Here is a 25,500-nt window from a genome sequence, read left to right as displayed (position 1 = left end):
CCAGAAGTAGCGCCAACAAAACCGACTCACCCAAGGTTTTATCCGGAAAAAACTGGATATACGCTCCGGGAAATCCCGGGGCCCGGTAGGCTCTTCCGCCAATATCCTTAACCGGTTAAGGTGCCGATGGGTCGCAGCGATATCGTTACCGACTCGATCGCGCTGAAATCATTGCGCAACTTGCTGGTTACCTCTTGACTGTTGGTCAAGAAGCGCTTCGGACGGCGGCGCCGCAAGGCGCCGGAGGCGCTATAGACATAGGGAGCGGTATGTTCGTTCAACGTGGGAGTTCGCGATCGCGGGTCGCGCTCGCCGGTGCCCTCAGCGTGGGGCTGGTCTTCGGCCTCAGCGCCTGCGGCGACAGCGACGACACCGAGGCCACCAACGGCTCGTCGGCGGCGGCGATCGACTGCTCGCCCTACACCGCGTTCGGTGACCTGAAGGGCAAGACGGTCACGATCTACACCGGCATCGTCACCCCGGAGGACACTCCGCACAAGGAGTCCTACAAGCCCTTCGAGCAGTGCACCGGTGTCACGGTCAAGTACGAGGGCGACAAGGCCTTCGAGACCCAGATCCTGGTCCGCGCCGAGGCCGGCAGCCCGCCGGACATCGCCTACGTGCCGCAGCCGGGTCTGCTGCAGAACCTGGTGAAGACCGGCAAGGCCGTCGAGGCCCCGGCCGAGACCGCCGCCAACGTCGACAAGTTCTTCGGCCCCGACTGGAAGGCCTACGGCACGGTCGACGGCAAGTTCTACGCCGCGCCGCTGGGCGCCAACGTGAAGTCCCTGGTGTGGTATTCGCCGAAGGAGTTCGCGGACAAGGGCTACCAGATCCCGACCACCCTCGACGAGCTCAAGGCGCTCAGCGACAAGATCGTCGCGGACGGCGGCAAGCCGTGGTGTGCCGGCATCGCGTCCGGTGAGGCGACCGGTTGGCCGCTCACCGACTGGATGGAGGACTTCATGCTCCGCCTCTCCGGGGCGGAGGCCTACGACAAGTGGGTCAAGCACGAGATCCCCTTCAACGGCCCCGAGGCCACCCAGGCCCTGGACGCCGTGGGCGCCTACCTCAAGAACGACAAGTACGTGAACGGCGGCCTCGGCGACGTCAAGAGCATCGCCGGCACCACCTTCCAGGACGCGGGTCTGCCGATCCTCGACGGCCAGTGCTCGCTGCACCGCCAGGCCAGCTTCTACGCGGCCAACTTCCCGGCCGGCACCAAGGTGGCCAAGGACGGCGACATCTACGCCTTCTACCTGCCGGGCAAGGACGCCACCAGCAAGCCGGTCCTCGGCGGCGGTGAGTTCGTCCTGGCGTTCGCGGACCGTCCGGAGGTCAAGGCCTTCCAGACCTACCTGTCCAGCGACGTGTGGGCGAACACCAAGGCCAAGCTCTCCTCGGGCTGGGTCTCCGCGAACAAGGGTCTCGACCCGGCGAACCTGACCAACCCGATCGACCAGCTCTCGGCCGGCATCCTCCAGGACCCGAACGCGCAGTTCCGCTTCGACGGTTCGGACATGATGCCCGGTGCGGTCGGCGCCAACTCGTTCTGGAAGCAGACGACGGCCTGGATCACCGGTCAGGACACCAAGACCACGCTCGACAACATCGAGAACTCTTGGCCCAAGTGACGAACTGGTAATACCGGGGCCGGTCGGGGGTCATACCCGACCGGCCCTGGCAGTTCGCCCACATCTGTTCTTCACTTAACCTCTCGCTTGCGTCAAGCCAAGGAGGAACGGGCCGCGTGTTCACCACCGCCTCCACCACCTCAGACAAGATCCTGCAGATGTTCGCGGCGATCCTGTTGTTCACCGCCGTCGTCGGCCTGGTCCTGTTCGCCGCCAGCCGGGTGTCCGGCAAGCGCGACCGTGCGGTCGCCGCGCTCTATCTCCTCCCGACCGTGCTGATGCTCGGCGTCGGGCTGCTCTACCCCGGTGTTCGCACCATCTACCAGTCGTTCTTCGACGCCTCGCTGAGCAACTTCATCGGCCTGGACAACTACACGAAGATCTTCACCGACGCCGAGCAGCTCATCGTGCTGCGCAACACGGCGTTCTGGGTGCTGGTCACCCCGTTCGCGGCGACCGGCATCGGCCTGCTCTACGCCATCCTGGTCGACAAGGCCCGGATGGAGTCGTTCGCCAAAGCACTGATCTTCCTGCCCATGTCGATCTCGTTCGTCGCGGCGTCGGTGATCTGGAAGTTCATGTACGAATACCGCCCCGACCAGCGCAACGTCCAGCAGATCGGCCTGATCAACCAGGTCATCGTCTGGCTCGGCGGCGAGCCGGTGCAGTTGCTGATCGAGTCGCCGCTGAACACCTTCCTGCTGATCGTGGTCATGATCTGGATCCAGGCCGGGTTCGCGATGACCGTCCTGTCGGCGGCCATCAAGGCGATCCCGGACGACATCATCGAAGCGGCCCGCCTCGACGGCGTCGGCCCGTGGGGCATGTTCCGGTTCGTCACGCTGCCCGCGATCCGCCCCGCGGTCGTGGTCGTGCTGACCACCATCGCGATCGGCACCCTGAAGGTCTTCGACATCGTCCAGACCATGACCGGTGGCCGGTTCGACACGAACGTGATCGCCAACGAGTTCTACAGCCAGAGCTTCCGCAGCAACGACAAGGGCCTCGGCTCGGCGCTCGCGGTGGTGCTGTTCATCCTCGTCATCCCGATCGTCGTGTACAACATCCGCCAGCTTCGCCGTTCGGAGGCGTGAGATGACCACCGCAGCTCCTCTCACCACCACGCCGGTGTCGAAGTCGGAAGCCCATAAGCTGTCCGCCGCGGCGGATGCGAAGAACCGGCTCACCTCGCCGTGGGCGTCGCTCGCCGCGGTCGTCATCGCCGTGCTCTGGACGATCCCCACGTTCGGCCTGCTGATCTCCTCGTTCCGCCCGGAGATGGCGATCAAGCGGACCGGCTGGTGGACGTTCTTCTCCGACCCCGAAGTCACGCTGGACAACTACCGGGCCGTCTTCGACGACGGCGGCATCAACCTGGCCGACTTCTTCCTGAACTCGCTGGTCATCACCATCCCCTCGGTGGTGATCCCGCTGTGTCTGGCGTCGCTGGCCGCGTACGCGTTCGCCTGGATGAACTTCCCCGGCAAGAACGTCCTGTTCATCGCGATCTTCGCGCTGCAGATCGTCCCGCTCCAGGTCACCCTGGTGCCGCTGCTGCAGCTCTACGTGAAGGCCGGCCTGAACAACACGTTCTGGACGCTGTGGCTGTCGCACTCCACGTTCGCGCTGCCGCTGGCGATCTACCTGCTGCACAACTTCATCAAAGAGGTCCCGGCCAGCCTCATCGAGGCCGCCCGCATCGACGGCGCGGGTCACGTGTCGATCTTCTTCAAGGTGCTGTTGCCGCTGCTCGTGCCGGCCCTGGCCGCGTTCGGCATCTTCCAGTTCCTCTGGGTGTGGAACGACCTGCTGGTCTCGCTGACCTTCGCCGGCTCGCCGGAGATCTCCCCGATGACGGTGCAGCTGTCCAACCTGAGCGGCACCCGCGGCACGGCCTGGCACCTGCTCTCCGCCGGCGCCTTCGTGTCGATCATCGTGCCGGTCACGGTGTTCCTCCTGCTCCAGCGCTACTTCGTCCGCGGCCTGCTCGCGGGCAGCGTCAAGGGCTGACCCCTCCGCAAGACCCCCGAAGGCCGCATTCTCCGCGCGAGGGTGCGGCCTTCGACCATTTCCGGTACGGGGTGAGCCGTCCCCGACCGCACCGGTCGCCGTCCCCTGGCGCGCCGCGACCATCTGCCGGGTCCGGCCCGCGAGGCGCCGCCGGGCGTTGCTGCGACCCGGCGGCGGCTCTGCCGCTTCTCACCGGCGGCGCAGCGCGGCATCCAGCAGGTCCGGGGGCGTGTCGAACTTCTCGTGCGCGGCCAGATCCACCCCGGGCGCGACGATCTCGTCGATCGCGTCCAGCACGTCCGCCGGCAGCACCGTGTCCGCGGCCGCGAGCTGCGCCTCCAGGTGGGCCGTCGTGCGCGGGCCGATGATCGCACCGGTCACCGCCGGGTGCGCGGTGACGAAGCCGAGGGCCAGCTGGATCATCGTGAGTCCGGCCTGGTCGGCGACCACGGCGAGCCGTTCGACGGCGTCCATCCGGGCCCGGTTGGACGCGATGGTGAGGTCGAAGCGCTCGGGCAGGATCGCCGAGCGGTTCGTGGTGATCTCCCGGCCGACCCGGACCGCCCCGGACAGCCAGCCCGAGGCGAGCGGGCTCCAGGTCAGCACGCCCATCCCGTACTCCCGGGTGGCCGGCAGGACGTGGGCCTCGATGCCGCGCTGGAGGATCGAGTAGCTGGGCTGCTCGGTGACATACCGGCTCAGACGGTGCTCCCGGGCCGCCCACTGCGCCTGCACGATCCGGTAGGCGGGGAACGTCGACGACCCGAAGTAGCGGATCTTCCCGGCACGTTGCAGGTCGGTCAGCGCGGCCAGGGTCTCCTCGTCGCCGGTCTCCGGATCCCACCGGTGGATCTGGTAGAGGTCGACGTGGTCGGCGCCGAGGCGGCGCAGACTGTCGTCGAGCGCCGTGAAGAGCCAGCGGCGTGAACCGCCCCGGTGGTTGGGGTTGTCGCTCATCGGCATGGTCGCCTTGGTGGCCAGCACGATGTCGTCGCGGCGGCCGGCGATGGCCTTGCCGACCATCTCCTCCGACTGACCGTCGCTGTACCAGTCGGCGGTGTCGATCAGGTTGACGCCGGCGTCGAGGGCGGCGCCGATCATGGCGTCGGCGTCCCGCTGGGTGGTGTTCCCGATCCGGCCGAAGTTCATCGCGCCGAGCACGAGGGTGCTGACCTGCACGCCGGTACGGCCGAGGGTGCGGTACTGCATGGCGGTCTCCTCAGGTAACGTGAGTGGAACCGGAACCACGTTCCGTTAACCAACGATACGGAACAGTGTTCCGTTTACCAATCGGAGTGACGGAGGTAACAGGTGGCCGCCGTGCCGCGGAAACGGGCCGACGCCCGCCGCAACGAGCAGACCCTGCTGGACGCGGCCGCCGCGGCGTTCGTGGCATCCGGCGTCGACGCCCCCGTCCGCGACATCGCCTTCCGGGCCGGGGTCGGCGTCGGCACCATCTACCGGCACTTCCCGACCCGCGCCGACCTGATCGTCGCCGTCTACCGGCACCAGGTGGAGGCCTGCGCCGAGGCCGGGCCCGCCCTGCTCGCCGACAGCGCGACCCCGCACGAGGCGCTGGCCCGCTGGATCGACCTGTTCGTCGACTTCCTGATCACCAAGCACGGCCTACCCGAGGCGCTGCGCTCCGGCGACGCCACCTTCGAGGCCCTGCACGCCTACTTCGTGGACCGGCTCGTACCGGTCTGCGACACCCTGCTCGCCGCCGCCACCGAGGCCGGCCAGGTGATCCCCGGCCTGGGCGCCTACCAACTGCTGCGCGCGGTCGGAAACCTCTGCATCGGCGCGGCCAGCGACGACCGGTACGACCCGCGCCGAATGACCGCCATCCTGATCGCCGGCCTGCGCGCGCCCCGATGAGCCTGACCATCGCCGTGTGGATCCCGGGCGCAAGCTCACCACCATCGAGGCCACCCGGCGATCCGGGCGGCCCCACCCCCCGTCGGGGCCGCCCGGTCTCACCACCATCGCGGCCGCCTTGCGATTCGGCCGGTCAGCGGTGACGGTCCACCTGAGCATCGCGGCCACTCCCCCATCACCGGTCCGCTCGCGGACCAGCACGCTGAGCGTCACCGCGACGGCCGCCCCGCCGATCGCCGTCGACAGTTGCCGCGGCAAGGCGGGCAGCTCGGTCCGCGCTTGGCCGGTGTGGTTCGGCAGCCCGGCTTACCGCGTTTCGGTGTGGCGTGGCATCAGCGGGCGTAGGGGCGCTCGCGGCGGGCGGTGCGCAGCAGGCCGGCCCACCAGGTGAGTTCGTGGACGGCGGAGCCGAACGCCTCGGTCACGTCGGCGGGTGGGGTGTATCCGGCGGGGCTCAGGTCGGACCACGGTTGGCTCAGGCCGACGACCCGCCGGGTGGTGACGACGTGCAGTTCGGCCAGGACGCCGCGCAGGTGCTCGGTGGCGAGCAGGCCACCGTGGACGCCGTATGACAGAACGGTGGCCGGCTTGAACATCCACTCCCGGTAGTGCCAGTCGATGAGGCGCTTGATGCTCGCCGGATAGCTGTGGTTGTACTCCGGGGTGACGAACACGAAGGCGTCGGCGGCGTCGAGGCGCTCGGCGACCGGTGAGCCGGTGCTTCCGCCGGGACGCAGTCCGCCGTCGTCGGGCAGCGCGCACTCGGCGCAGTCGATCAGGTCCACCTCGGCGCCGGCGGCCGCGGCGCGGAAGGCCGCCCACTCGGCCAGGGCGCGCCCCATCCGCTGGTCACGGACGCTGGCGGAGATCACCGCGAGTCGCAGCGGCTCGTCTCCCACGGTGCTGGAGGTGGGTACTTCGGCAACGGACGTCTCAGTCATACGGCCAGACTCGGCCTTCAACATATGTTGAAGTCAAGGCCCGGCGCGGAGCAGTATGAGGAAATGACCGCACAGCTCTCCAGCAGTTACACGCTGACGGTCGGGGAGGTTGCCGCGGACAGCGGGGTGGCCACCTCGGCGGTTCGGTTCTACGAACGGCACGGCATCGTCCGGGCCGAGCGCACCAGCAGTGACCAGCGCCGGTTCAGTACCGACGCGGCCTGCCGGATCCGGGTGGCGAAGGTGGCGCAGCGGGTCGGCCTCACCGTCCGGGAGATCGCCGAGGTGTTCGCCGCGCTGCCCGACGATCCGGGCCCGGACGATTGGGGAGGTGTGGCGGAGACCCTGATCCGGGAAGCTGAGGAACGGACGGCCGCGCTCCGGTCGTACCTCTCGGAAATGCGCACCGGAGCGCGACTCTGCGACCTGTGAGTGACCACCCACGGGGTGGAAAGCCGGCCCCGGGAAGCCCGGGGCCGGCGCGGGGTCACGGCTGGCTGCGCGGGCTCTCCGGGGCCAGCGTGTCGATGAACTCGTGGGCGTCGTGGATCTTGCTGCTCTTGCGGGCCTGCTCGGCCTCGGCGCGCATCTGCGCGGACACCGAGCCGGCGTCGACGCCCGGGATGGCGGCGACCGTGCTGTAGGCCTTGTCGGCCAGCGCGTACGCGGCCCGGTAGTCGTGCGCCGCGAACGCCTTCGACGCGCCGCCCAGCAGCAGGTCGGCGGCCTTCAGCGCGGTCCGGCCCTTACCCGCCGGGACGGTCGCGGCGAGCCGGTTCGCGGCCTCCCAGTAGGCGGCGGTCAGGAACCGGTCGCTGTTGTCCCGGTCGAACTGGCTGAAGTCCCAGTTCACGTCGATGTAACTCATCATCGAGTTGTTCTCGTCGCCGGCGTTGGCGAAGTAGAACTCGCCGTCCGTGCCGTAGTCGACGCCGGTGGCGCTGTCGTAGCCGTCGTGCGGGTGGCTCATGCCCAGGTGGTGGCCGACCTCGTGGATCTGGGTGGTGGTCAGGCCGTAGCCGGAGGCGACCACGTCCGGGGAGATGAACGAGAACACGTAGCTCTGGTCGCCGTCGACGTAGTTGTCGTCGGCGAACCCGAGGCCCGGGGTGTCCACACCCTCACCGACCGCGTAGTTGAACAGCGGGATCTCGTAGTCCACCTTGCCCTGGTCGTCGAGGGCGCGGTCGAGGTTCTCGGTGTTGTAAAGGTACAGGTTGGCGACCGCCGGGTAGCCGCTGTCCGGGTAGCACGACTCGTCGGTGAGCACACCGAGATAGCACTCCTCGGCGCGGGCATCGTACGGCAGATCCTGCTGGTCGTGGCTGAACCGGTTGCGCCAGCGCAGTTCACTCAACTCGTCAATGAGCAGCTTCGGCTTGATGTACCTGGCCGACGCGTCAACACCGGGCCAGCCCTCGTACGTGTTGTTGTCAAGGTTGAGCGTCCGCGGCGGGTTGGTGGTCGGCAGCTCCACCGGGTAGATCGGGGACGTGGTGAACAGCAGGTTCAGCGCCACGTACCGGGTGATTTTGCCGAGGTCGCCGGCGAGCGCGGACGGCGAGCGGAAGCCACCGGTGGCGTACTCCCAGGTCGGCGGCATCCGGTAGTCGACCACGCCGTCACCGTCGAGGTCCGGGTTGTCCACGTCGAAATTGCTGGTCCAGGCCTCCGGGCCGGCCGACAGGTCGTGGAACCAGACCCGCCGGGTGGCGCCCAGACCGGTCTCCTCGTCGTCGGCGGTGGTGCCGCCCCAGGCGATCAGCTTGCGGCTCTCCCGCTGGACACCGAAGTCGTAGCCGGTGTCCGGGTCGGGCTCACCGGTCTTCGTGTAGACGTGGTGCTCGAAATCGCTGCGCCCGTACCAGTTGATGAAGAAGACGGTGTTGCGGCGGGTGTCCACACCGGCCGGCGGGTTGAAGGCCAGCCACTTCTCCACGCTCGGGGCGTCGATCGTGTGGTTGTCCGCGATGTCCAGGACGTTGTTCGCCTGGTCGTTGTAGGCCTGCTGGTAGGCGGTGAGCGGCGCCGGCTTCGCCAGTTTGCCGAGCTGCTTGAAAAGCTGGTCCTCGTACGGCTTGCCGGTGTACGTGAGGCGGTAGTCGTATCGGTACTTGATGCCGAGCTTCTCGGTCACGCCGTACCACAGCCGGGAACGGACCACCGGCTCGTACTCCCCGGCCAACTCGGCCAGGAAGCCGGACTTCGCCACCTGGGCCGGCTCGTAGCCGACGAACACCACGTTGACCGGCACCTTCTCGACGAGGCGTGGCTGACCGCCCGGCTGTAGATAGCCGAACGACGACGCGGCCGCGGCGGAGCCGGCGGGTCCCGCCGAGGCCGCCACGATGGCCGCGACGAGTGTCACGGCGAAAGATCTTCTCCATCCCATGTGGACACGCTTCCATCAACCCCTGCCGATGGGAACCCCCGCGGTCCAGACATTGACTATCCTCACGGTCATGCCATCCCCCGCCCTGGAGATCCGTGGACTCTGCAAAACTTTCGGGACATTCCGGGCGGTGGACAACATAGACCTCGTCGTCCGTCCCGGCACCTTCCACGGCATCGTGGGCCCCAACGGCGCGGGCAAATCCACCACGATCGGCATGGCGGTCGGTCTCGTCGTCCCGGACGCGGGCGAGATCAGCATCCTGGGCATCGACGCGGTGCACGACCGGGGCGCCGCCCGCTCCCTCACCGGCGTCCTGCCCGACGGGCTCGACCTGCCGGAACGCCTCACCGGCGCGGAACTGCTGCGCTACAGCGCCGGGCTGCGCGGCCTGTCCCGCAGCGCCGCCGCCGAACGCGTCACCGAACTCATCCAGGTACTCGGCATCACCAAGGCGGCCGCCACCCCGCTCGCCGACTGCTCCACCGGCAACCGCAAGAAGGTCGGCCTGGCCCAGGCGCTGCTGCACGCTCCCCGCCTGCTGGTGCTCGACGAGCCGTTCGAGGCGGTCGACCCGGTGTCGGCGGCGAGTATCCGCCGGGTGCTGCGCCGCTTCGTCGACGGCGGCGGCACGTGCGTGCTGTCCACCCACTCGATGATGCTGGTCGAGCAGATGTGCGACGAGGTCACCGTCATCCACCAGGGCCGCGTGGTGGCCGCCGGGCCGGTCGCCGAGGTAGCCGGCGGCGTCGCCCTGGAGGACCGCTTCGTCGAATTGGTCGGCGCCGAGGCCGGGGGCGCCGACGGCCTGGGCTGGCTGGTCCGATGACCGAGACCACGAGCCCATCCCCGGGCGGCGACGACGCGACGACCATCATCGCGAACCCATCATCGGACCCAGGCGGCGACGCGGCGACCGAGGCCACGAGCTCGCAGCGCGCCGGGATCGGTGCGATGAGCACGGCCGGTTTCGTCGCCCGGATGCGGGTCGCTATGCTGCGGCGCTCGCTGCGCGAGCATCCCGGTCCCGCGGTGGCCGGCCTGTGCGGTCTTCTCGCGGCCGCATGGCTGATCCGGTACGCGGTACGCGGCGACCAGCACACCCTCTCCATCCTGGCAGGCAGCTGGGTGCTCGGCTGGATCGTTCTCCCGCTGATGCTGGGCGGTGGCCGCGGCCGGGTCCGCCCCTCCCACCTGCGCCTGGAGCCGGTCGGTGGCGCGACCGCGGCGGCCGGTCTGCTCGCCGCGTCCGCGGTCGGCATCGGCCCGGTGGTCTCGCTGATCGCGCTGGCGTCACTGCCGGTGCACGCCGCCCGGTACGGTCCGGACGGTGTCCTGGTCGCCGGGCTCGGGGCGCTGCTGTTGTGGCTGACCGGGCTGATCGGCTCGGCGGTCGCCCTGGAGACGGTCGGCCACGCCGGCGGCCCGGTCGGCGCCATCGTGACCGGCGCCTTCACCGGCACCGTGATGGGCGTACTCGGCTCGGCGTGGGCGGTCGCGCCGTGGATCACGGTCCTGCTCGACGGGGCGCCCGAGCACATCGCCCGCTGGCTGCGCTACTTCCCCGGCAGTTGGCCGGTGTCCGCGGTGTCCGGCCCGCCGCTCCAGGGCCTCTGGATGATCACCGGCCTGGTGCTGCTGGTCGCGGCGACGGCCGCCGCCTATGTGGCACTCGTCCGGCGAACCCTGGTGGCCGGCTCGTCGTGGCGCCCCCGCCGCCCAGCGGGTCTCCGTCTCGAACCCGCCCCGATACTCGCTCCCCCGCCCAGCACGAGCAACAGAGTCAACACCGGCGGCCCAGTCAACGCAAGCAACCCGATCAACACAGGCAATGCCGTCAACGCAAGCAACCCGATCAACACGAGCAATGCCGTCAACACGAGCAATGCCGTCAACACGAACAACTCAGCGAACGCGCGCGATGCAGTGGGCGTGGGCGGTGTGGGGCGGATGCCGGGCGGCAGGTGGGGGCCCGGGCCGGTGTGGGCGGTCACTGGGCGGGAGCTGCGTACCTGGGCGCGGCATCCGCTGCGAGTGCAGTATCTGGCGTTCGCGGTCGTCTACGGGGTACTGCTCGCCGGGCTGCCGATGCTCGCCGACGCGGATCTGCTCGTGCCGTGGGCCGGGGTCTTCACCGCACTGTGGGCAGCGGCCATGTCGGCCGGGCTCGTCGGACTGGACGGCACCGCTCTGTGGATGCCGTTCACCGTGCCCGGTGGGGAGCGGGCCGAGGTGCGCGGGCGGGCGCTCGCCTGGCTGCTTCTGGTCACCCCGATCGCGCTGTTGCTGACTGTCGGTGGAGTTCTGGCCGCTCCGCATGTCGACCCGTTGCCCGCGTTCGCGGTGCTGCCCGCCGTGCTGGGGGCGGGTGCCACGGTGCCGGTCTGGGTGTCGCTGCTACGGGTTCGGCCGGTGCCCGATCCGCGGCATCCCACCTCGGCGGACAATCCGACCGACATCATCAGCGTGCTGGTGGCGTCCGGCGCCGCCGTGATCGCGTCGTCCGTACCGATGGCGATGTTGATCTGGGGTCCGGAGAGCCTGCGCTGGCTCGCTCCGCTGGCCGGAATCGCGGCCGGCGCCGGCGCCTGGTGGGGTGGCGCGTGGCTGGCCGACGACCGGCTGACCAACCGTGGCGCCGAGGTTCTGACCGCGGCCGGGCAGCGGACACGCGCGCCGGAGACGCCGATCCCGATGAAGTGGGACGCCGACTGGTACCGGGAGAATCGCCCCACCGCCTGGGCTCTGGCTCTGCTGACGGTCGGCTGGATCCCGGTCATCCCCCAGGGGCTCATGGTGCTGGTGTTCGACATCTCCGGCGGGTGGATCGTGGCGTCGCATCTGGAGGGTGGCGCCCGCACCGGCACGGCCGTCGCGATGGTCGCCCTGGGCGGCGCGATACTGCTGACCGGGCTGGTGCTGTGGGGTCGCCGTCCCCGTCCGGCGGGGTGAACCGGGACGTGGCGGCGCTGGGCTCGGTGTGCACGGCGGCCCGTGCCGGTGAGTTCGTTCGATCGGCCGAGGGCCGCACCCGATGACGGGTGCGGCCCTCGGCCGATCGAGCGGTGCGCTCAGTTCTTCTTCCACTGACCGCGGGGGCCCTGGTCACGGTCGTTGGGACCGCCGTTCCACTGGTTGTCGTTCGGCCCGTCGTTCCGCCGGTTGTCGTTCGGCCCGTCGTTCCGCCGGTTGTCGTTCGGGCCATCGTTCCAGCGGTTGTTGTTGTTGGGACCGTCGTTCCAGCGGTTGTTGTTGTTCGGGCCGTCGTTCCAGTCCCGGTTGCGGTCGCGGTCGTTGAAGCCGAAGCCGTAGGAGACCTTCAGGGCCCACTCGCCGCGGTGGATGCCACGGTAGACGCGGAAGCAGGTGTACCGCTCCCACCGGTCCTGCCAGACGCCGGACTTGCCGATCCGGTGGCAGGTCCGCGGGCTGCGGTAGAACCCGTGGATCCGTTCGCGGCCCTTGAAGCCCTTCTGCTGCGTCGCGGCGGCCTTCGGCTTGACCTCGGCGGCGAACGGCCCCGCCGGGGAGGCGACTGCCGGGCCCGCGGAGATCGCCAGGCCGGCGGCAGCGGCCACGCCAGTCATGACGAACGCGCGCGTCATCTTGTTCATCGGATCACTCTTTCCGCAAGAAAGGGTAATTTCTGGACAAGTTGGATCTTATGAATCGCCGCGATCTTCGACCGGGAACACGCACACCACGATCGGGTGATCAATCTCGAAAACCTCCCCCGGACAGCCGAAGAGCCCTCCCCCGAAAAGGGGAGGGCTCTTCGGCTGAAAGTGGAACGTCAGACCGCGATCTTCGTACGGGCCGCCGGGCGGAGGTAGACCACCCAGGTGACCAGCACACAGAGCGCGTAGAACCCGATGAACGCCATGTACGCGGCGTCGGCGTCCTTGTAGGTCAGGAACGACTGGCGGAAGGCCAGGTTGACCAGCACACCACCGACCGCGCCGATCGCGCCGGCGATGCCGATGACCGCACCGGAGACCCGGCGGGCGCGCGGCTCGTCACCGGCGTACTTCTGCTTGAAGATCGCCGGGATCATCTTGTACGTCGAGCCGTTGCCCAGTCCGCTGAGGATGAACAGCGTGATGAAGCCGAGCAGGTAGAGCGGCAGCGACCGCTGCTGCGCCGCGAACAGGACGATCGAGGCGCCCACCGCCATGGCGATGAAGTTGACGAACGTGACCTTCGCGCCACCCAGCTTGTCGGCCAGCGCCCCACCGAACGGGCGGATCAGCGAGCCCAGCAGCGGCCCGAGGAAGGTCAGATAGGCGGCCTTGATCGGCGTGTTGAACGTCTCCGCGAACTGCACCTGGAGCACCTGGCCGAACGCGAACCCGAAGCCGATGAACGACCCGAAGGTGCCGATGTAGAGCACCGACATGATCCAGGTGTGGCCCTCCTTGGCGGCGGCGCGCATGCCGCCCTTCTCGTTCCTGGCCTGGGTCAGGTTGTCCATGTAGAGCGCCGAGCCGAGCGCCGCGATCACGATCAGCGGGATGTAGATCCCGGCCACGATGCCCGGGTTGTCGGCGCCGAAGACCGCGAGGACGAACAGGCCGACCAGCTGCACCGCCGGTACGCCGATGTTGCCGCCGCCGGCGTTGATGCCGAGCGCCCAGCCCTTGAGCCGGTCCGGGTAGAAGGCGTTGATGTTCGCCATCGAGGAGGCGAAGTTGCCGCCGCCGACGCCGGCCAGCGCCGCCAGGACCAGCAGCGTGTTGTACTCGACCCCCGGCTGGATCATGAAGGACATCAGCACCGACGGGATGAGCAGCAGCGACGCGCTGACGATCGTCCAGTTCCGGCCGCCGAACTTCGCCACCGCGAACGTGTACGGGATCCGCAGCGCCGCGCCGACCAGCGTGGGAACGGCGGTGAGCAGGAACTTCTGGGCCGGGTCGAAGCCGTACTGCGGGCCCAGGAAGAGCACCATCACCGACCAGAGCGACCACACCGAGAAGCCGATGTGCTCGGAGAAGATCGAGAAGATCAGGTTGCGCTTGGCGACCTTCTTACCGCCGGCCTCCCAGAACTCCCGGTCCTCGGGCCGCCAGTCGTCGATCCAGTGACCCTTGAGTGTCGCGGCGCCGGGTCTCGCGGCCGAGATGTCGGCAGCGGGCAATGTCGCAGTCATGTTCAGTCTCCCAGAATGATGTGACCGTCATCGACCCGGACCGGGTAGACGCTGATCGGGGGCTGGCCGGACTGGGAACACCCGGTGGAGAGGTCCCATGCGTACAGGTGCAAGGGGCAGACGACAACCTTGTTGTCGATCTGTCCGTCCGCGAGCGGGCCGCCCTTGTGCGGGCAGACCGCGGACACCGCGCGAAGGGAGCCGTCGCGGAGGCGGAAGACTGCGATCATGTCGGGCCCGACGGCGTAGGTGCGTCCTTCGCCGAACGGGATCTCGTCGATCGGGCCGAGGATGGTCTTGGCGATGGGGGCGATGGTCATGAGCGCACCGGAACCTGGGGGAGAACGGTCAGGGGAAGAGAGGTACGGAACTGGCCGGGCGTGGCCGGGACGGCCCGCTCCTTCCAGGGGTCCTTGTAGGCCTGCACGGCCTCTTCGATCGCGGCGTCCAGAGCCTCGGCGATGCCCTCGGCGTCGTCGACGACCACCGCGCGGATCTTCTCGATGCCGACCCGCGGCACCCACGCGTAGGTGCGCTCCAGCCAGTTGGCGTTCTCGCGGTAGTACTGGAGGAACCGGCCGGTCAGGCGGATGACCTCTTCGGCCGAATCCACCGTGGCGAGCAGGTCGCCCTTGCGGATGTGGGCGCCGGCGGCGCCGCCGACGTAGATCTCCCACTTACCGCCGTCGATCGCGACGACACCGAGATCCTTGACGTACGCCTCAGCACAGTTCCGCGGGCAGCCGGTGACCGCCAGCTTCATCTTGCCGGGACCCTCGAGACCCTGGAACCGCTCCTCGATCGCGATGCCCAGCGCCGTCGAGTCACCGACACCGAACCGGCAGAAGTCGGAGCCGACACAGGTCTTCACGGTGCGGAAGCTCTTCGCGTAGGCGTACCCGGACGGGATGTCGAGGTCCGCCCAGATCGCCGGCAGCTGCTCCTTGGGGATGCCCAGCAGATCGATGCGCTGGCCGCCGGTGAGCTTCACCATCGGCACGTTGTACCGCTCGGCCACCTCGGCGATCCGCTTGAGCTCGGCCGGGGTGGTGACACCGCCCTTCATCTGCGGGACCACCGAGAAGGTGCCGTCCTTCTGGATGTTGCCGTGCACCCGGTCGTTGATGAACCGGGCGTCGCGCTCGTCGACGTACTGATCGGCCCACATCATCTTGAGCAGCGAGGCCAGGCCCATCTTGCTCTTGGCGTCGTGCTCGCCGCCCGCCACCAGCTTGTCGAAGACCGCCGACACGCTCTTCAGCTCGTACTTGCGGATCGCGGCCATCAGCTCCGGCTTCGGCATCGGCACGCCCGGCACGTACCAGGACGCGGCCGGGTCCTCCTCGGCCTCGCCGCCGGCGGCCCACTCGACGATCCGCTGCACCAGCGGCTTGCAGGTGCCGCAGCCCTTGCCTGCGCGGGTCTTGTCCATCACGCCGCTGACCGTCTTGCAGCCGGCGTTGACGACGCCGCAGATGGCGCCCTTGCTGACGCCGTTGCAGTTGCAGACCTGGGCGTCGTCCGGCATGTCCTCCGGCTTGACCTCGCCGGCCGGGCCGCCGATGTCGAACAGCAGCTCGGCGCGCTCCTCCGGCAGGGCCTGAACCCGGTCGAACGACTGGATCAGGCTGGCGGCCTTGCTGTTGTCGCCGACCAGGATCGCGCCGACCAGCGCCCCTTCACGGATGATGAGCTGCTTGTAGACGCCCTTCTTCGGCTCGTTGTAGATGATCACCTCGTCGTCGTCGGTCTCCGGGGCGATGAGACCCATCGAGGCGACGTCGATGCCGGCGACCTTGAGCTTGGTGGAGAGCTTCGAACCGGTGTAGGCGGCCTCGGTGTCCCGGCCGGTGATGTGGTCGGCGAGCACCTTCGCCTGGTCCCACAGCGGCGCGACCAGGCCGTACAGGTTGCCGCGGTGCTGGGCGCACTCACCGACCGAGTAGATGTCGTCCTCGTCCTGCACCCGCATCTGGTCGTCGACCACGATGCCGCGCTCGACGGTCAGCCCGCTGTCCGCGGCGACCTGGGTGCTCGGCCGGATGCCGGCGGCGACCACCACGACGTCGCACGGGATCACCGTGCCGTCGGCCAGCTTGACCCCGGTGACCCGGTCCTTGCCGAGGATCTCGGTCGTCATCGCGTTGGTGATGACCTTGATGCCCAGCTTGTTCTCCACGCTGGCCTGCAGCATGTGGCCGGCCTTCTCGTCCAGCTGCCGCTCCATCAGGTGGCCCATGGCGTGCAGGAGCGTCACGTCGCTGAGGTGGTTCTGCAGGCCGCGAGCCGCCTCCAGGCCGAGCAGGCCGCCGCCGATCACGACCGCGCGCTCGTGGTCCCGGGCGTACCGGATCATGCCGCGGGTGTCGTCGAGCGTCCGGAACGCGAAGACGCCCTGGTGGAAGCCGCGCTTCGGGTTGTGGATGTTCTTGATCGGCGGCGTCCACGAGTACGACCCGGTCGCGATGATCAGCTTGTCGTACGGGGTGGCCGTCCCGTCCGTCGCGTACACCATCTTGGCGAACCGGTCGATCCGCTCGATCCGCACACCGGCGTTCAGGGTGATCCCGTTGTCCTGGTACCAGGCCAGGTCGTTGAGGTAGATGCCCTCTTCGCTCTCCACACCCGCCAGCAGGTTGGAGAGCATGATCCGGTTGTAGTTGCCGTACGGCTCGTCACCGAACATCGTGACGGTGAAGTCGCCGTTGCGGGCGAGGATCTCCTCCACCGTACGGGCGCCCGCCATGCCGTTGCCGATGACTACAAGTCGCTGGGTCATCAGATCTCCACCAGTCCGAGGTCCACGATCACATTTCCGTTCAGTCCGGCCGGCGCGGCGAGCCACAGCTCCACCGTGGTGCCACCGGCGAGGTCCTCCAGCACCCGCAGCGGCACGTGGACGTCGCTCTTCGCGCCGACCGGGAAGTACCGCATGGGTGCTCCGTCGCGCACCAGCACGACGCAGATCAGTTCGTCCGAGGCGTTCCCGCCACGGAAGTAGACGGCCTGCGCGGTCGCACCGGCCGGAACGGTGTAGCTGAGGGCCGCGCCGAGCGGGGCCGGCTCGTCCAGGCCCTTGCCCTCGAAGGCGAACACGCCCTGCAGGAAGCGAGGTGTGGAGTACATCGTCAGGAACTCCCTTCTTCGGCTTTGCAAAGAGCGATCGCGCACACCTTGAAAGCAGGCATCTTGGAATGGGGATCCAGTGCCGGGTTGGTCAAGAGGTTGGCTCCGGGCCAGTGGAACGGCGCGAACACCGTGTCCGGGCGGATGCCGTCGCTGAGGCGGGCCCGCAACGTCGCGGCGCCCCGGCGGCTGCGCAGTTCGACCATGTCGCCGTCGGCGATGCCGTGCCGGCGGGCCAGGTCGGGGTGGATCTCGGCGCGCGGTTCGGGCAGCGCCACATTGAGCGCCCGAACCCGCCGGGTCTGGGTGCCGCTCTGGTACTGCTGCATGTTGCGGCCGGTCGTCAACACGTACGGGAAGGCATCGTCGGGAACCTCGGCCGGATCACGGTGATCGACCCGCACGAACCTGGCCCGGCCGGAGGCCGTGGGGAAGCCGTCGGCGAACAGCCGGCGCGTGCCCGGATGCTGCTCGTCCGGGCACGGCCAGAACACGCCCTGTTCCGCCTCGATGCGCTCGTAGCTGATGCCGGCGTAGTCGGCGATCCCGCCGGCGCTCGCCCGGCGCAGCTCCTCGAACACCGCCTTCGGCTCGTCGGTGAAGAACTCGCCGCGGCCCAACAGGCCGGCCAGCTCGGTCAGCACCGTGAGGTCGCTCTTCACCATCGGCGGCGGGGGCAGCGCCATCCTCCGGCGGATGACTCTTCCTTCGAGGTTGGTCATGGTGCCCTCCTCCTCCGCCCACTGGGCGGTGGGGAGGATGACGTCGGCGAGCTGCGCGGTCTCCGACGGGAAGATGTCCGAGACGACGAGGAAGTCGGTCATGTTGAGTTGATTCACGACGTGACTGGTGTGCGGGGCCGACACGGCGATGTTGCTCGCCAGGATCCAGAGCACCCGGACGCCGCCGTCACTGCCGAGAGCGTCGATCATTTCGTACGCGGAACGCCCCGGCTGTGGCAGCTCGTCGGGATCGATGCCCCAGACCCCGGCCACGTGGGCGCGCGCCGCGGGGTCGTCGAGCCGGCGGTAACCGGGCAGCTGATCGGCCTTCTGACCGTGCTCGCGGCCGCCCTGCCCGTTGCCCTGGCCGGTGATCGTGCCGTACCCGGAGAACGGCCGGCCGACCAGGCCCAGCGCGAGCGCCAGGTTGAGCCACGCCTGCGCGGTGTTCGTACCGTTGCTGTGCTGTTCGGCGCCGCGCGCGGTGAGGATCATGCTCGGGCCCTCGGTGGCGAGCAGCCGCACCGCCTCGCGCAACTGCGCCTCCGGGACGCCGGTCATCCGCTCGACCCGCTCCGGCCAGTAGGCGTTCGCTTTGTTGAGGGTCTCGAACCCTTCGGTTCGTTCCGCGATGTACGCCTCGTCGATCCAGCCCTCGCGGATCGCGATGTGCAGCATCCCGTTCGCCAGCGCCAGATCGGTGCCGGGCAGCGGCGCCAGGTGCATGTGCGCGCCGTTGGCCGTGTTGGTGCGGCGCGGGTCGATCACGATGTGCTTGGCGCCGTTGGCCCGCCCCGTGTCCAGGTACTGCATCGACGGCGGCATCGCGTCGGCCGGGTTCGCGCCGACCAGCATCACCGTCTTCGCCTCGGCCACGTCGGCAAGCGGGAACGGCAGGCCACGGTCGATCCCGAGGGCCCGGTTGGCCGCCGTCGCCGCACTCGACATGCAGAACCGGCCGTTGTAGTCGATCGCCGACGACCGCAGGGCCACACGGACGAACTTGCCGAGGGCGTACGCCTTCTCGTTGGTCAGCCCGCCACCGCCGAAACATCCGACGCTGTCCGGGCCGAACCGCTCCTGGCTGTCCCGGATCGCGGTGACGATCCGCTCGTACGCCTCCTCCCAGGACGCCTCCCGCAGGGGAGACTCCCGGTTGCCGGGCTCCTTGCGGACCAGCGGCGTCAGCAGCCGATCCGGGTGGTCCAGCAGGTCCGCCGCGGTGAAGCCCTTGGCGCACAGGCCGCCCCGGTTGACCGGGAACTCGGCCGGCTCAAGCCGCACCCGAGGGATCTCGGGCGTCAGCGTCATCCCGCACTGCAAAGCGCAGTAGGGGCAATGCGTCTGGGTCGCCGTCACACCGATGATGTTTGCGGGCCGCCGTTAACCCTTACGACGCTTCACGGTGACGCTGTTGTTCAGGAATCCCCACAACCGCCTCGCCACAGTTGTGACTACAAACGGCTACCCACCGCTGTGAGCCGCATGGCATCGAACCGACGCAATACCAGGTCGGCGACCGCCGGGTCGTGGCACAGCGGCGGGGTCACCCAGTCGGCGCCGGCCTGGTGCAGGGTGCGGTAGAACAGGCCCTCGGCCAGCAGATACGCGGCCACGGCGATCCTCCGGGCGCCCTCGGCGCGCAGCTTTGCCACCACGTCGGCGACGCGCGGGCCGCCGCCGGAGGTGTAACCGAGCTCGACCCGGCCGGGCAGTTGGGCGGCCACCTCGCGGATGCCGGCCACCCACAGTGGGTCCGAGGAGCCGGCGCTCGCCAGCACGATCGCGTCCGCTGTGACGGGAATGTTTCGGCGCAGGCTCTCGGTGAACACGGGGTCCGGGCCCAGCGGCGCCGACACCGGGAAGTGGGTGCCCGCGACGGCTTCGGCGATGTCCACCCGCACGTGGTAGCCGCACGACAGCAGCAACGGGACGACGACCGCGTCCTCGCAGGTGGGGACGATGTCGGCGACCTTCGGCTCCTGCACGTCGACGTAGCAGAGGCGGACGTCCAGGCCGGGGCGGCGCCGGGCCACCGCGGCGGCCAGCTCCTGGATCTGACGGATGCCGGCGGGCGAGCGGGTGCCGTGCGCCACGGCGATCAGGGTGGTGGACTCACTCACGGGACGTCTCCTCGGTCTTCGGCCCAGGTCACACGCCTCACGGCGCGTTCACGGGTTGCGGTGCCCGGCCCGCTCCACGCACCTCACGGCACGATCACGGGTTGCGGTGCGTGATCAGGTGCGGCCTGGCATCGGCGCCGGGCACGCGATTCGTTTCCGGTACGGCCGGAGCGGTCCCTGGTCGTCCAGTAACCGATCCGGGTGCGGGCCATCGATCGGCCGCGCGCCCACTTGATCGCGGTGGGCGTGCGGCAGATCGTGTCGTCGACCTCGGGTTCCTGGTGGCCCGGCATGGACATCGGGCTCATCCGGATCCGGCCTCGTCGCCGGGGGTTGAGCTGACCGGACGGCCCCGGCTGGTCATCGGGTTGTCACGTCCGGCACTCGGCACTACTTGACGTCTTGCTCGCGTTGATCGTCTTGCTTGCCTTGACTCAGCTACTCAAGTTGACGCCTTGCTTGAGTTGACCGTCCTGCTTGAGTTGACCGTCCTGCTTGAGTTGAACGACTTGCTTGAGTTGACCGTCCTGCTTGAGTTGAACGACTTGCTTGAGTTGACCGTCCTGCTTGAGTCGAACGACTTGATTCGGTTGATTGAGTTGACGTGTTGACGTCTTGATTGAGTTGACGTCTTGACGGGTTGATCGGGTGGTCAGGCCGCCTCGTCGATGCGAAGGCGGTAACCACGCTTGATCACCGTCTCGATGTGCTTGCCCGAACCGAGCGCCGCACGCAATCGCGCCACCGCCACATCGACCGCATGACCGTCGTTGCCGCGGGGCAGCGCGGCCGCCAGCTGGTCCTTCGACACCACGGCGCCGGGCTTGCGGGCCAGCGCCGACAGGATCGCCATCGCCGCCGGGGCCAGCGCGTGCGTAACTCCGTCGATGAGGACGGCGTGTCCGCGTACCTCAAGGGTTGATCCGGCGACCGGAAGCCGGACCGCGCGCCGCGGCAGCTCGTCGGTGACCGTCTTGATCAGCGCCCCCAGCCGGTAGCGCTCGGGCATCACCACCGGAATCCCGCGCTCGATCAGCGGCGCGGCTGTGACCGGGCCGACGCAGGCCGCCAGGGTGCGACAGGCGAACGCCTGCTCGACATCGGCGCCGGCCTCCTCCGCGATCTGCATGAACGCCTTGACCGCCGGCGCGCTGGTGAACGTCACCGCGTCGACCTGACCGGCCGCGACCTGCTCGGCCAGCCGCCGCACCGGGGCCGTGTCGGAGGGCATCGCCCACCGGTAGACCGGCACCTCGACGACGGCCGCACCGGCCGCACGCAGCGCATTGACGAACTCGGTCTGCGGCTCACCGTGCTCCTGCACGACGATCCGCTTGCCGGCGACGCCTTCGCTGAGCAGCCGTTCGAGCACCTCCTCGGAGGCCTCGGTCTTCGCCGCCCACTCCTCGGTGAGCCCGGCCGCCCGGATCGCCCCGCACGGCTTCGGCCCGCGGGCCAGGATCCGGGCCTGGCCCAGCACCTCGCGGAGCTTCTCGGCGAGCCCCCAGCCCTCGGCCGCTTCCAGCCAGCCGCGGAACCCGAAGCCGGTGGTGGCCACCACGAGATGCGGTTCCAGGCCGATGCAGGCCGCCGTCGCCGCGTGCAATGCCTCGTCGTCGATCAGTGGAATGATGGTGATCGCGGGTGCGCTGATCACCCGTGCTCCGCGCCGTTCCAGCAGCGCGGCCATCTCACTCCGGCGTCGTTCCGCGGTCACCGCCACGGTGAAGCCGGCCAGTGCGCCCTCGATCATCCGGTCCCCATCCTGTGCCGCTGTCCGGTGCAAGAGTCCTAAGGCCTGGTTTCGGGACCGCCAAGTGAATGTTTCCGCGAGAATAACGGCCACTCACTTGGCCACTCGGAACCGTGTGACTAGTTGATCATGAGTCGGTGACATCGTCCGGGCGGTCGAAGAGGGACCCTTCCGCCCCGAGGATCCTCCGCACCTCCGCGATCAGGTGGAACGCCGCGATCCGCCCGTCCAGCAGCCCGATCCGGTAGTCGGCGCCCACCTCGGGATCCTCGGCGACCTGCGGGTCCCGGTACCCGGCCGCGCCGTCCACCCGCCCGGCGTTGTAGGCGACCAGAGCGTCGTCCATCGTTTCCTCTCTCCCGGCGTCGCCGCGTGATTCCGTCGTCCTGCCACGCGCACGCCACGGTTTCCCCACGCGCAACGCCGCGACAATCTCGCACACCGTGAAAGATCGGCCCACCATCCGTTTGTCCGGTTCGGCCCGGGCCCTCGGGCGCGCCGGCCGGTACGGCCGTCGGTGGTACACCGGCAACCTCGCTGAAACCGTTCCGCACCCCATGCGATCTACGTCACCGCAGCTCAGAACCGTCACGGCGCGCAATCGGAAGATCACAAACCCGATCTCGTACGCTGCCGTAATGTCGCCGGACACCGCCATCTACGTGCTCGAGCTCATCGGCGTGTTCGTCTTCGCCACGTCCGGGGCGCTGATGGCGATCCGCAGCGGTTTCGACGTGGTCGGCATCGTGGTGCTCGCCGAGACGACCGCTCTGGGCGGCGGCGTCCTGCGTGACGTCATCATCGGCGCCCATCCCCCGGCCGCCTTCCGGGATCCGCTCTACCTGGCCATCCCCCTGGTCGCCGCGGCGGTCACCTTCTTCTTCCACCCGCAGGTCGCCCGGCTCGGCATCGCCGTGCTGATCTTCGACGCCGGCGGCCTCGGCCTCTACACCGTGACCGGCACGGTGAAGGCTCTCGACGCCGGCCTCGGCATGCTCCAGGCCGTCATCCTCGGCGTCACCACGGCCGTCGGCGGCGGCGTGCTCCGTGACGTGCTCGCCCGCGAGACCCCGGAGCTCTTCAAAACCGAGAACGAGTTGTACGCCGTGCCGTCCGCGATCGGGGCGATCATCGTGGCCGTCGCCTACCAGAGCGGATGGCTGCTGCCGGCGGCCGCGGCCGGGGCGGCCGTGTTCGTCTCCGGCCTCCGCCTGCTCGCCCTGTGGCGGGGCTGGCGCGCTCCCGGCGCGTGGGCGGTCCGCCGGTGAGCGCTTTCCGGTGACCCGGCGCCGGTGAGCGCTTTCCCGGTCACCCGGCCGGTCCACCGCTGCGGCGTCCCGATCACCCGTCCACCGCTGAACGTGCCCCGGCCACCCGGCCGTCCGCCGGCGTGGCATTTCTTGTCGTACCCGCTCGGCATGATGCGGGCATGTTCAAGTGGCTCGATCTGATCCCGCCGCCGGCTCCCGGTGACATCGACACGGCCTGGGTGGCGTCGGCCGATCCGTCGGCGCCGGCGGACGGCGGCGAGCGGCGGCGCGTGCTGGCGTTGCGGTGGCACCTGGCCGCCTCCGAGATCGAGAAGCCGAGCTTCGACCGCGATCCGGAGATCCACCGGATCGCCGCCGGTCCCCTGCCCTGGACGACCGGCGATCTGGGGTGGGCACTGCGGGTCGCGCACGGCGGCCGCATCTACGACGGCATGCTCTACCACCTGCCGCTCCTGATCGCCGAGCAGTTGCCGGCCGAGCGGCTGGCCGCCTTCGAGCCGGCTCTCGCCTCGATCCTCGAGGAGACCTGCTCCGGCTACTTCATGCCGCACTCCCTCCGCGATCCGCTGGCCGGGCGATATGAGCGGCTGCTGACCCGGGTCGGCGCCGGCGTGCCGGCGCACCTGCTGCCCGCGTACGACGCGGCCGGCCTGGCCGCCCGCCGCCAACTGGGCGGGCGGCTCACCGATCCGGGCACGATCGCCGTGCTGGAGTTCGCGTCCACCCTGCCGAAGCCCGTGCCCACGAAGGCGTGGCTGCGCCAGGGCGAGGCCCTGCTGCGGGACACGCCACAGGCCGTCGCGGCGGTGCATGACGTCCTCGACATCTATACCGGGACAACCGGCTGGACACGGGAGACTCAGGACCGGCTGGTGCGGGGCCTCTGCTGGCTGGCCGCGACCGACCCGTCCGAGGAGACGACCGTGCGGCTGGCGCGGGTCGCCGAGTCGGCCGGTCGGTCGCCGGGCCGCACCGCCGAGCCGAGGGCGTCACGCACCGCGGCCGCCGTCATCGAGATCCTGGTGGAGCGGCCGGGCCCGGAGCCGGCCCGGGTGCTGGCCCGGCTCGCCCTGACCGCCCGCAGCAGGCCCGTCCGCGCCCGCGTGCGGACCGGGCTGGAGCGGATGGGCACGGTCCGCGGCTGGGAGCCGGGCGAGGCACTCGAGCTGGCGGTCGACCATCACGACCTCGACGCCGACGGCCGCCGCTCCTGGCCGGCGCCCGGCGGGCACACCGTGATCGCCGAGATCGCCGGGGAGAAGGCCGTGGTCCGGGCCTGGCGGGCCGGGCAGCCGCTGCGGAGCATGCCGGCCGCGATCCGGGACGACGAGGTGGTCAGGGCGGCGAAGGAGTTCGCCAAGCAGGTCACCGCCACGCTGGCCACCGAGCGGGTCCGGGTGGAGGCACTGTCCTCCCTGGACCGGGTCTGGGAGTGGGAGACGTGGGAGCGGCGCTACCTGCGGCATCCGGTCACCGGCACGCTCGGGCGGCGGCTGATCTGGCAGGTCTCCACCGACCGGCGGAGCTGGGTGACCGGGCTGCCCGAGCCGGCCGGCGACGGCTGGTCGGTGGGCGGCCTGAGCGGTCCGGGGTGCGCCGTGCGGCTGTGGCATCCGGCGGTCGCCGACGCGGCCGAGGTGTCCGGCTGGCGTGACCGGATCACCGCGGCCGGGCTGCGGCAGCCGTTCAAACAGGCATTCCGGGAGGTGTACGCGCTGACGCCGGCCGAGGAGCAGACCCGCGTCTACTCCAACCGGTTCGCCGGGCACATCCTGAGGTACCGGCAGGCCCACGCCCTCATGCGGGTGCGCGGCTGGTCGGCCGGATTCCTCGGCCCGTGGGACGGCGGCCATCGCAGCGAGGCCGTCAAGGAGTTCGCGGCCGGCGGCTGGCAGGCGTCGTTCTTTCACGAGGCCGTCGACTCCGGCGGCCACGAGGCGGAGTTCTGCTCGACCGATCAGGTGCGGTTCGCCCGCCGGGAGGGCCGCCGGTGGGAGCCGGCACCGCTCGCCGAGGTGCCGCAACGGGTGCTCAGCGAGGCGATGCGCGACGTCGACCTGTTCGTCGGGGTGACGTCGATCGCCGCCGACGAGAGCTGGTTCGACCGGGGCGAGCACCCGTTCCGGGCGTACTGGTCGAATGCCGTCTTCGGTGACCTGTCGGGCAGCGCCGAGGTGCGCCGGGACGTGCTGGCCCGCCTGCTGCCCGGGCTGGCGATCGGCCCGAAGTGCGAGCTGACCGACCGTTTCCTGCGGGTCCGCGGCACCCGTGCCGTCTACCGGATCCACCTGGGGTCCGGCAACGTGCTGATGGAGCCGAACGACGCCTATCTGTGCATCGTGCCCGGTGGCCGGGGCGCGCGGGTGAGCCTGCCGTTCGACGACGACGAGCGGTTGTCGCTGATCCTGTCCAAGGCGTTCCTGCTCGCCGCCGACCAGCGCATCACCGACCCGACGATCCTGCGCCAGCTGCCCCGCTGAACCACGAGACGAGGAGAAAGC

General features: G+C 69.5%; 21 protein-coding genes. 9 read left to right on the top strand and 12 right to left on the bottom strand.

Features of this window, described 5'->3' with window-relative positions:
* Positions 1-269: 269 nt before the first annotated feature.
* The 3 genes from BJ964_RS24690 to BJ964_RS24680 all read left to right on the top strand — a co-directional run bounded on the left by BJ964_RS24690 (position 270) and on the right by BJ964_RS24680 (position 3,644).
* Positions 270-1,634, top strand: a complete 1,365-nt coding sequence (locus BJ964_RS24690) for an ABC transporter substrate-binding protein (protein ID WP_188122902.1) — start codon at positions 270-272, stop codon at positions 1,632-1,634.
* Positions 1,635-1,792: 158 nt separating this feature from the next.
* Positions 1,793-2,728 (top strand): carbohydrate ABC transporter permease, encoded by a 936-nt coding sequence (locus BJ964_RS24685; protein ID WP_188127131.1) that lies wholly within the window; start codon positions 1,793-1,795, stop codon positions 2,726-2,728.
* A 1-nt stretch (position 2,729) separates the two neighbouring features.
* Positions 2,730-3,644: a carbohydrate ABC transporter permease gene (locus tag BJ964_RS24680; protein WP_188122901.1), complete on the top strand. Its 915-nt coding sequence runs from the start codon at positions 2,730-2,732 to the stop codon at positions 3,642-3,644.
* 189 nt (positions 3,645-3,833) lie between these two features.
* Here BJ964_RS24680 and BJ964_RS24675 read toward each other — a convergent pair whose 3' ends face one another.
* Entirely contained in the window at positions 3,834-4,853 is a 1,020-nt protein-coding gene (locus BJ964_RS24675) for an aldo/keto reductase (protein WP_188122900.1), read from the bottom strand.
* Positions 4,854-4,955: 102 nt separating this feature from the next.
* On the opposite strand from BJ964_RS24675, the gene BJ964_RS24670 reads away from it, so the two are divergent.
* Positions 4,956-5,522, top strand: coding sequence for a TetR/AcrR family transcriptional regulator (locus BJ964_RS24670; protein WP_188122899.1), 567 nt, complete (start codon positions 4,956-4,958; stop codon positions 5,520-5,522).
* A 332-nt stretch (positions 5,523-5,854) separates the two neighbouring features.
* Here BJ964_RS24670 and BJ964_RS24665 read toward each other — a convergent pair whose 3' ends face one another.
* Positions 5,855-6,463, bottom strand: coding sequence for an NADPH-dependent FMN reductase (locus BJ964_RS24665; RefSeq protein ID WP_188122898.1), 609 nt, complete (start codon positions 6,461-6,463; stop codon positions 5,855-5,857).
* A gap of 63 nt (positions 6,464-6,526) precedes the next feature.
* Here BJ964_RS24665 and BJ964_RS24660 point away from each other — a divergent pair, with 63 nt between their 5' ends.
* A complete protein-coding gene (locus BJ964_RS24660; RefSeq protein ID WP_188122897.1) occupies positions 6,527-6,895 on the top strand; it encodes a MerR family transcriptional regulator in 369 nt (122 codons plus the stop codon).
* A gap of 55 nt (positions 6,896-6,950) precedes the next feature.
* Here BJ964_RS24660 and BJ964_RS24655 read toward each other — a convergent pair whose 3' ends face one another.
* Positions 6,951-8,831, bottom strand: a complete 1,881-nt coding sequence (locus tag BJ964_RS24655; RefSeq protein WP_188122896.1) for a zinc metalloprotease — start codon at positions 8,829-8,831, stop codon at positions 6,951-6,953.
* A gap of 94 nt (positions 8,832-8,925) precedes the next feature.
* On the opposite strand from BJ964_RS24655, the gene BJ964_RS24650 reads away from it, so the two are divergent.
* Positions 8,926-9,684 carry an ABC transporter ATP-binding protein gene (locus BJ964_RS24650; protein ID WP_188122895.1) on the top strand — a complete coding sequence of 253 codons (759 nt, stop codon included), beginning with the start codon at positions 8,926-8,928 and terminating at the stop codon, positions 9,682-9,684.
* A complete protein-coding gene (locus BJ964_RS24645) occupies positions 9,681-11,807 on the top strand; it encodes a DUF963 domain-containing protein (protein WP_188122894.1) in 2,127 nt (708 codons plus the stop codon). The genes BJ964_RS24650 and BJ964_RS24645 overlap by 4 nt, the downstream gene beginning before the upstream one ends.
* A gap of 119 nt (positions 11,808-11,926) precedes the next feature.
* On the opposite strand, the gene BJ964_RS24640 is transcribed toward BJ964_RS24645, so the two are convergent.
* The 9 genes from BJ964_RS24640 to BJ964_RS24600 all read right to left on the bottom strand — a co-directional run bounded on the left by BJ964_RS24640 (position 11,927) and on the right by BJ964_RS24600 (position 22,074).
* Entirely contained in the window at positions 11,927-12,469 is a 543-nt protein-coding gene (locus BJ964_RS24640) for a hypothetical protein (protein ID WP_188122893.1), read from the bottom strand.
* 179 nt (positions 12,470-12,648) lie between these two features.
* Positions 12,649-14,004, bottom strand: a complete 1,356-nt coding sequence (locus tag BJ964_RS24635) for a nitrate/nitrite transporter (protein ID WP_188122892.1) — start codon at positions 14,002-14,004, stop codon at positions 12,649-12,651.
* A gap of 2 nt (positions 14,005-14,006) precedes the next feature.
* Positions 14,007-14,324, bottom strand: coding sequence for a Rieske (2Fe-2S) protein (locus tag BJ964_RS24630; protein WP_188122891.1), 318 nt, complete (start codon positions 14,322-14,324; stop codon positions 14,007-14,009).
* Entirely contained in the window at positions 14,321-16,783 is a 2,463-nt protein-coding gene (gene nirB, locus BJ964_RS24625; protein WP_188122890.1) for a nitrite reductase large subunit NirB, read from the bottom strand. Before nirB ends, BJ964_RS24630 begins: the two co-directional genes overlap by 4 nt.
* Positions 16,783-17,130, bottom strand: coding sequence for a molybdopterin oxidoreductase (locus tag BJ964_RS24620; protein WP_188122889.1), 348 nt, complete (start codon positions 17,128-17,130; stop codon positions 16,783-16,785). Before BJ964_RS24620 ends, nirB begins: the two co-directional genes overlap by 1 nt.
* A gap of 2 nt (positions 17,131-17,132) precedes the next feature.
* Positions 17,133-19,211, bottom strand: coding sequence for a molybdopterin oxidoreductase family protein (locus BJ964_RS24615; RefSeq protein WP_189638239.1), 2,079 nt, complete (start codon positions 19,209-19,211; stop codon positions 17,133-17,135).
* 95 nt (positions 19,212-19,306) lie between these two features.
* Positions 19,307-19,975: a sirohydrochlorin chelatase gene (locus tag BJ964_RS24610; protein WP_188122887.1), complete on the bottom strand. Its 669-nt coding sequence runs from the start codon at positions 19,973-19,975 to the stop codon at positions 19,307-19,309.
* A gap of 652 nt (positions 19,976-20,627) precedes the next feature.
* Positions 20,628-21,728 (bottom strand): uroporphyrinogen-III synthase, encoded by a 1,101-nt coding sequence (locus BJ964_RS24605; protein ID WP_188122886.1) that lies wholly within the window; start codon positions 21,726-21,728, stop codon positions 20,628-20,630.
* A 127-nt stretch (positions 21,729-21,855) separates the two neighbouring features.
* On the bottom strand, positions 21,856-22,074 hold the full coding sequence (locus BJ964_RS24600; RefSeq protein WP_188122885.1) for a hypothetical protein: 219 nt from the start codon (positions 22,072-22,074) through the stop codon (positions 21,856-21,858).
* Positions 22,075-22,366: 292 nt separating this feature from the next.
* On the opposite strand from BJ964_RS24600, the gene BJ964_RS24595 reads away from it, so the two are divergent.
* Positions 22,367-22,996, top strand: coding sequence for a trimeric intracellular cation channel family protein (locus BJ964_RS24595; RefSeq protein ID WP_188122884.1), 630 nt, complete (start codon positions 22,367-22,369; stop codon positions 22,994-22,996).
* Positions 22,997-23,157: 161 nt separating this feature from the next.
* On the top strand, positions 23,158-25,479 hold the full coding sequence (locus BJ964_RS24590; protein ID WP_188122883.1) for a DUF4132 domain-containing protein: 2,322 nt from the start codon (positions 23,158-23,160) through the stop codon (positions 25,477-25,479).
* The last annotated feature ends 21 nt before the right edge of the window (positions 25,480-25,500 follow it).

Origin of the sequence: Actinoplanes lobatus (assembly GCF_014205215.1) — a bacterium.
Lineage (GTDB): Bacteria > Actinomycetota > Actinomycetes > Mycobacteriales > Micromonosporaceae > Actinoplanes > Actinoplanes lobatus.
The sequence above is the reverse complement of the archived record's forward strand: the minus strand, read 5'-3'. Positions and strand labels throughout refer to the sequence as shown.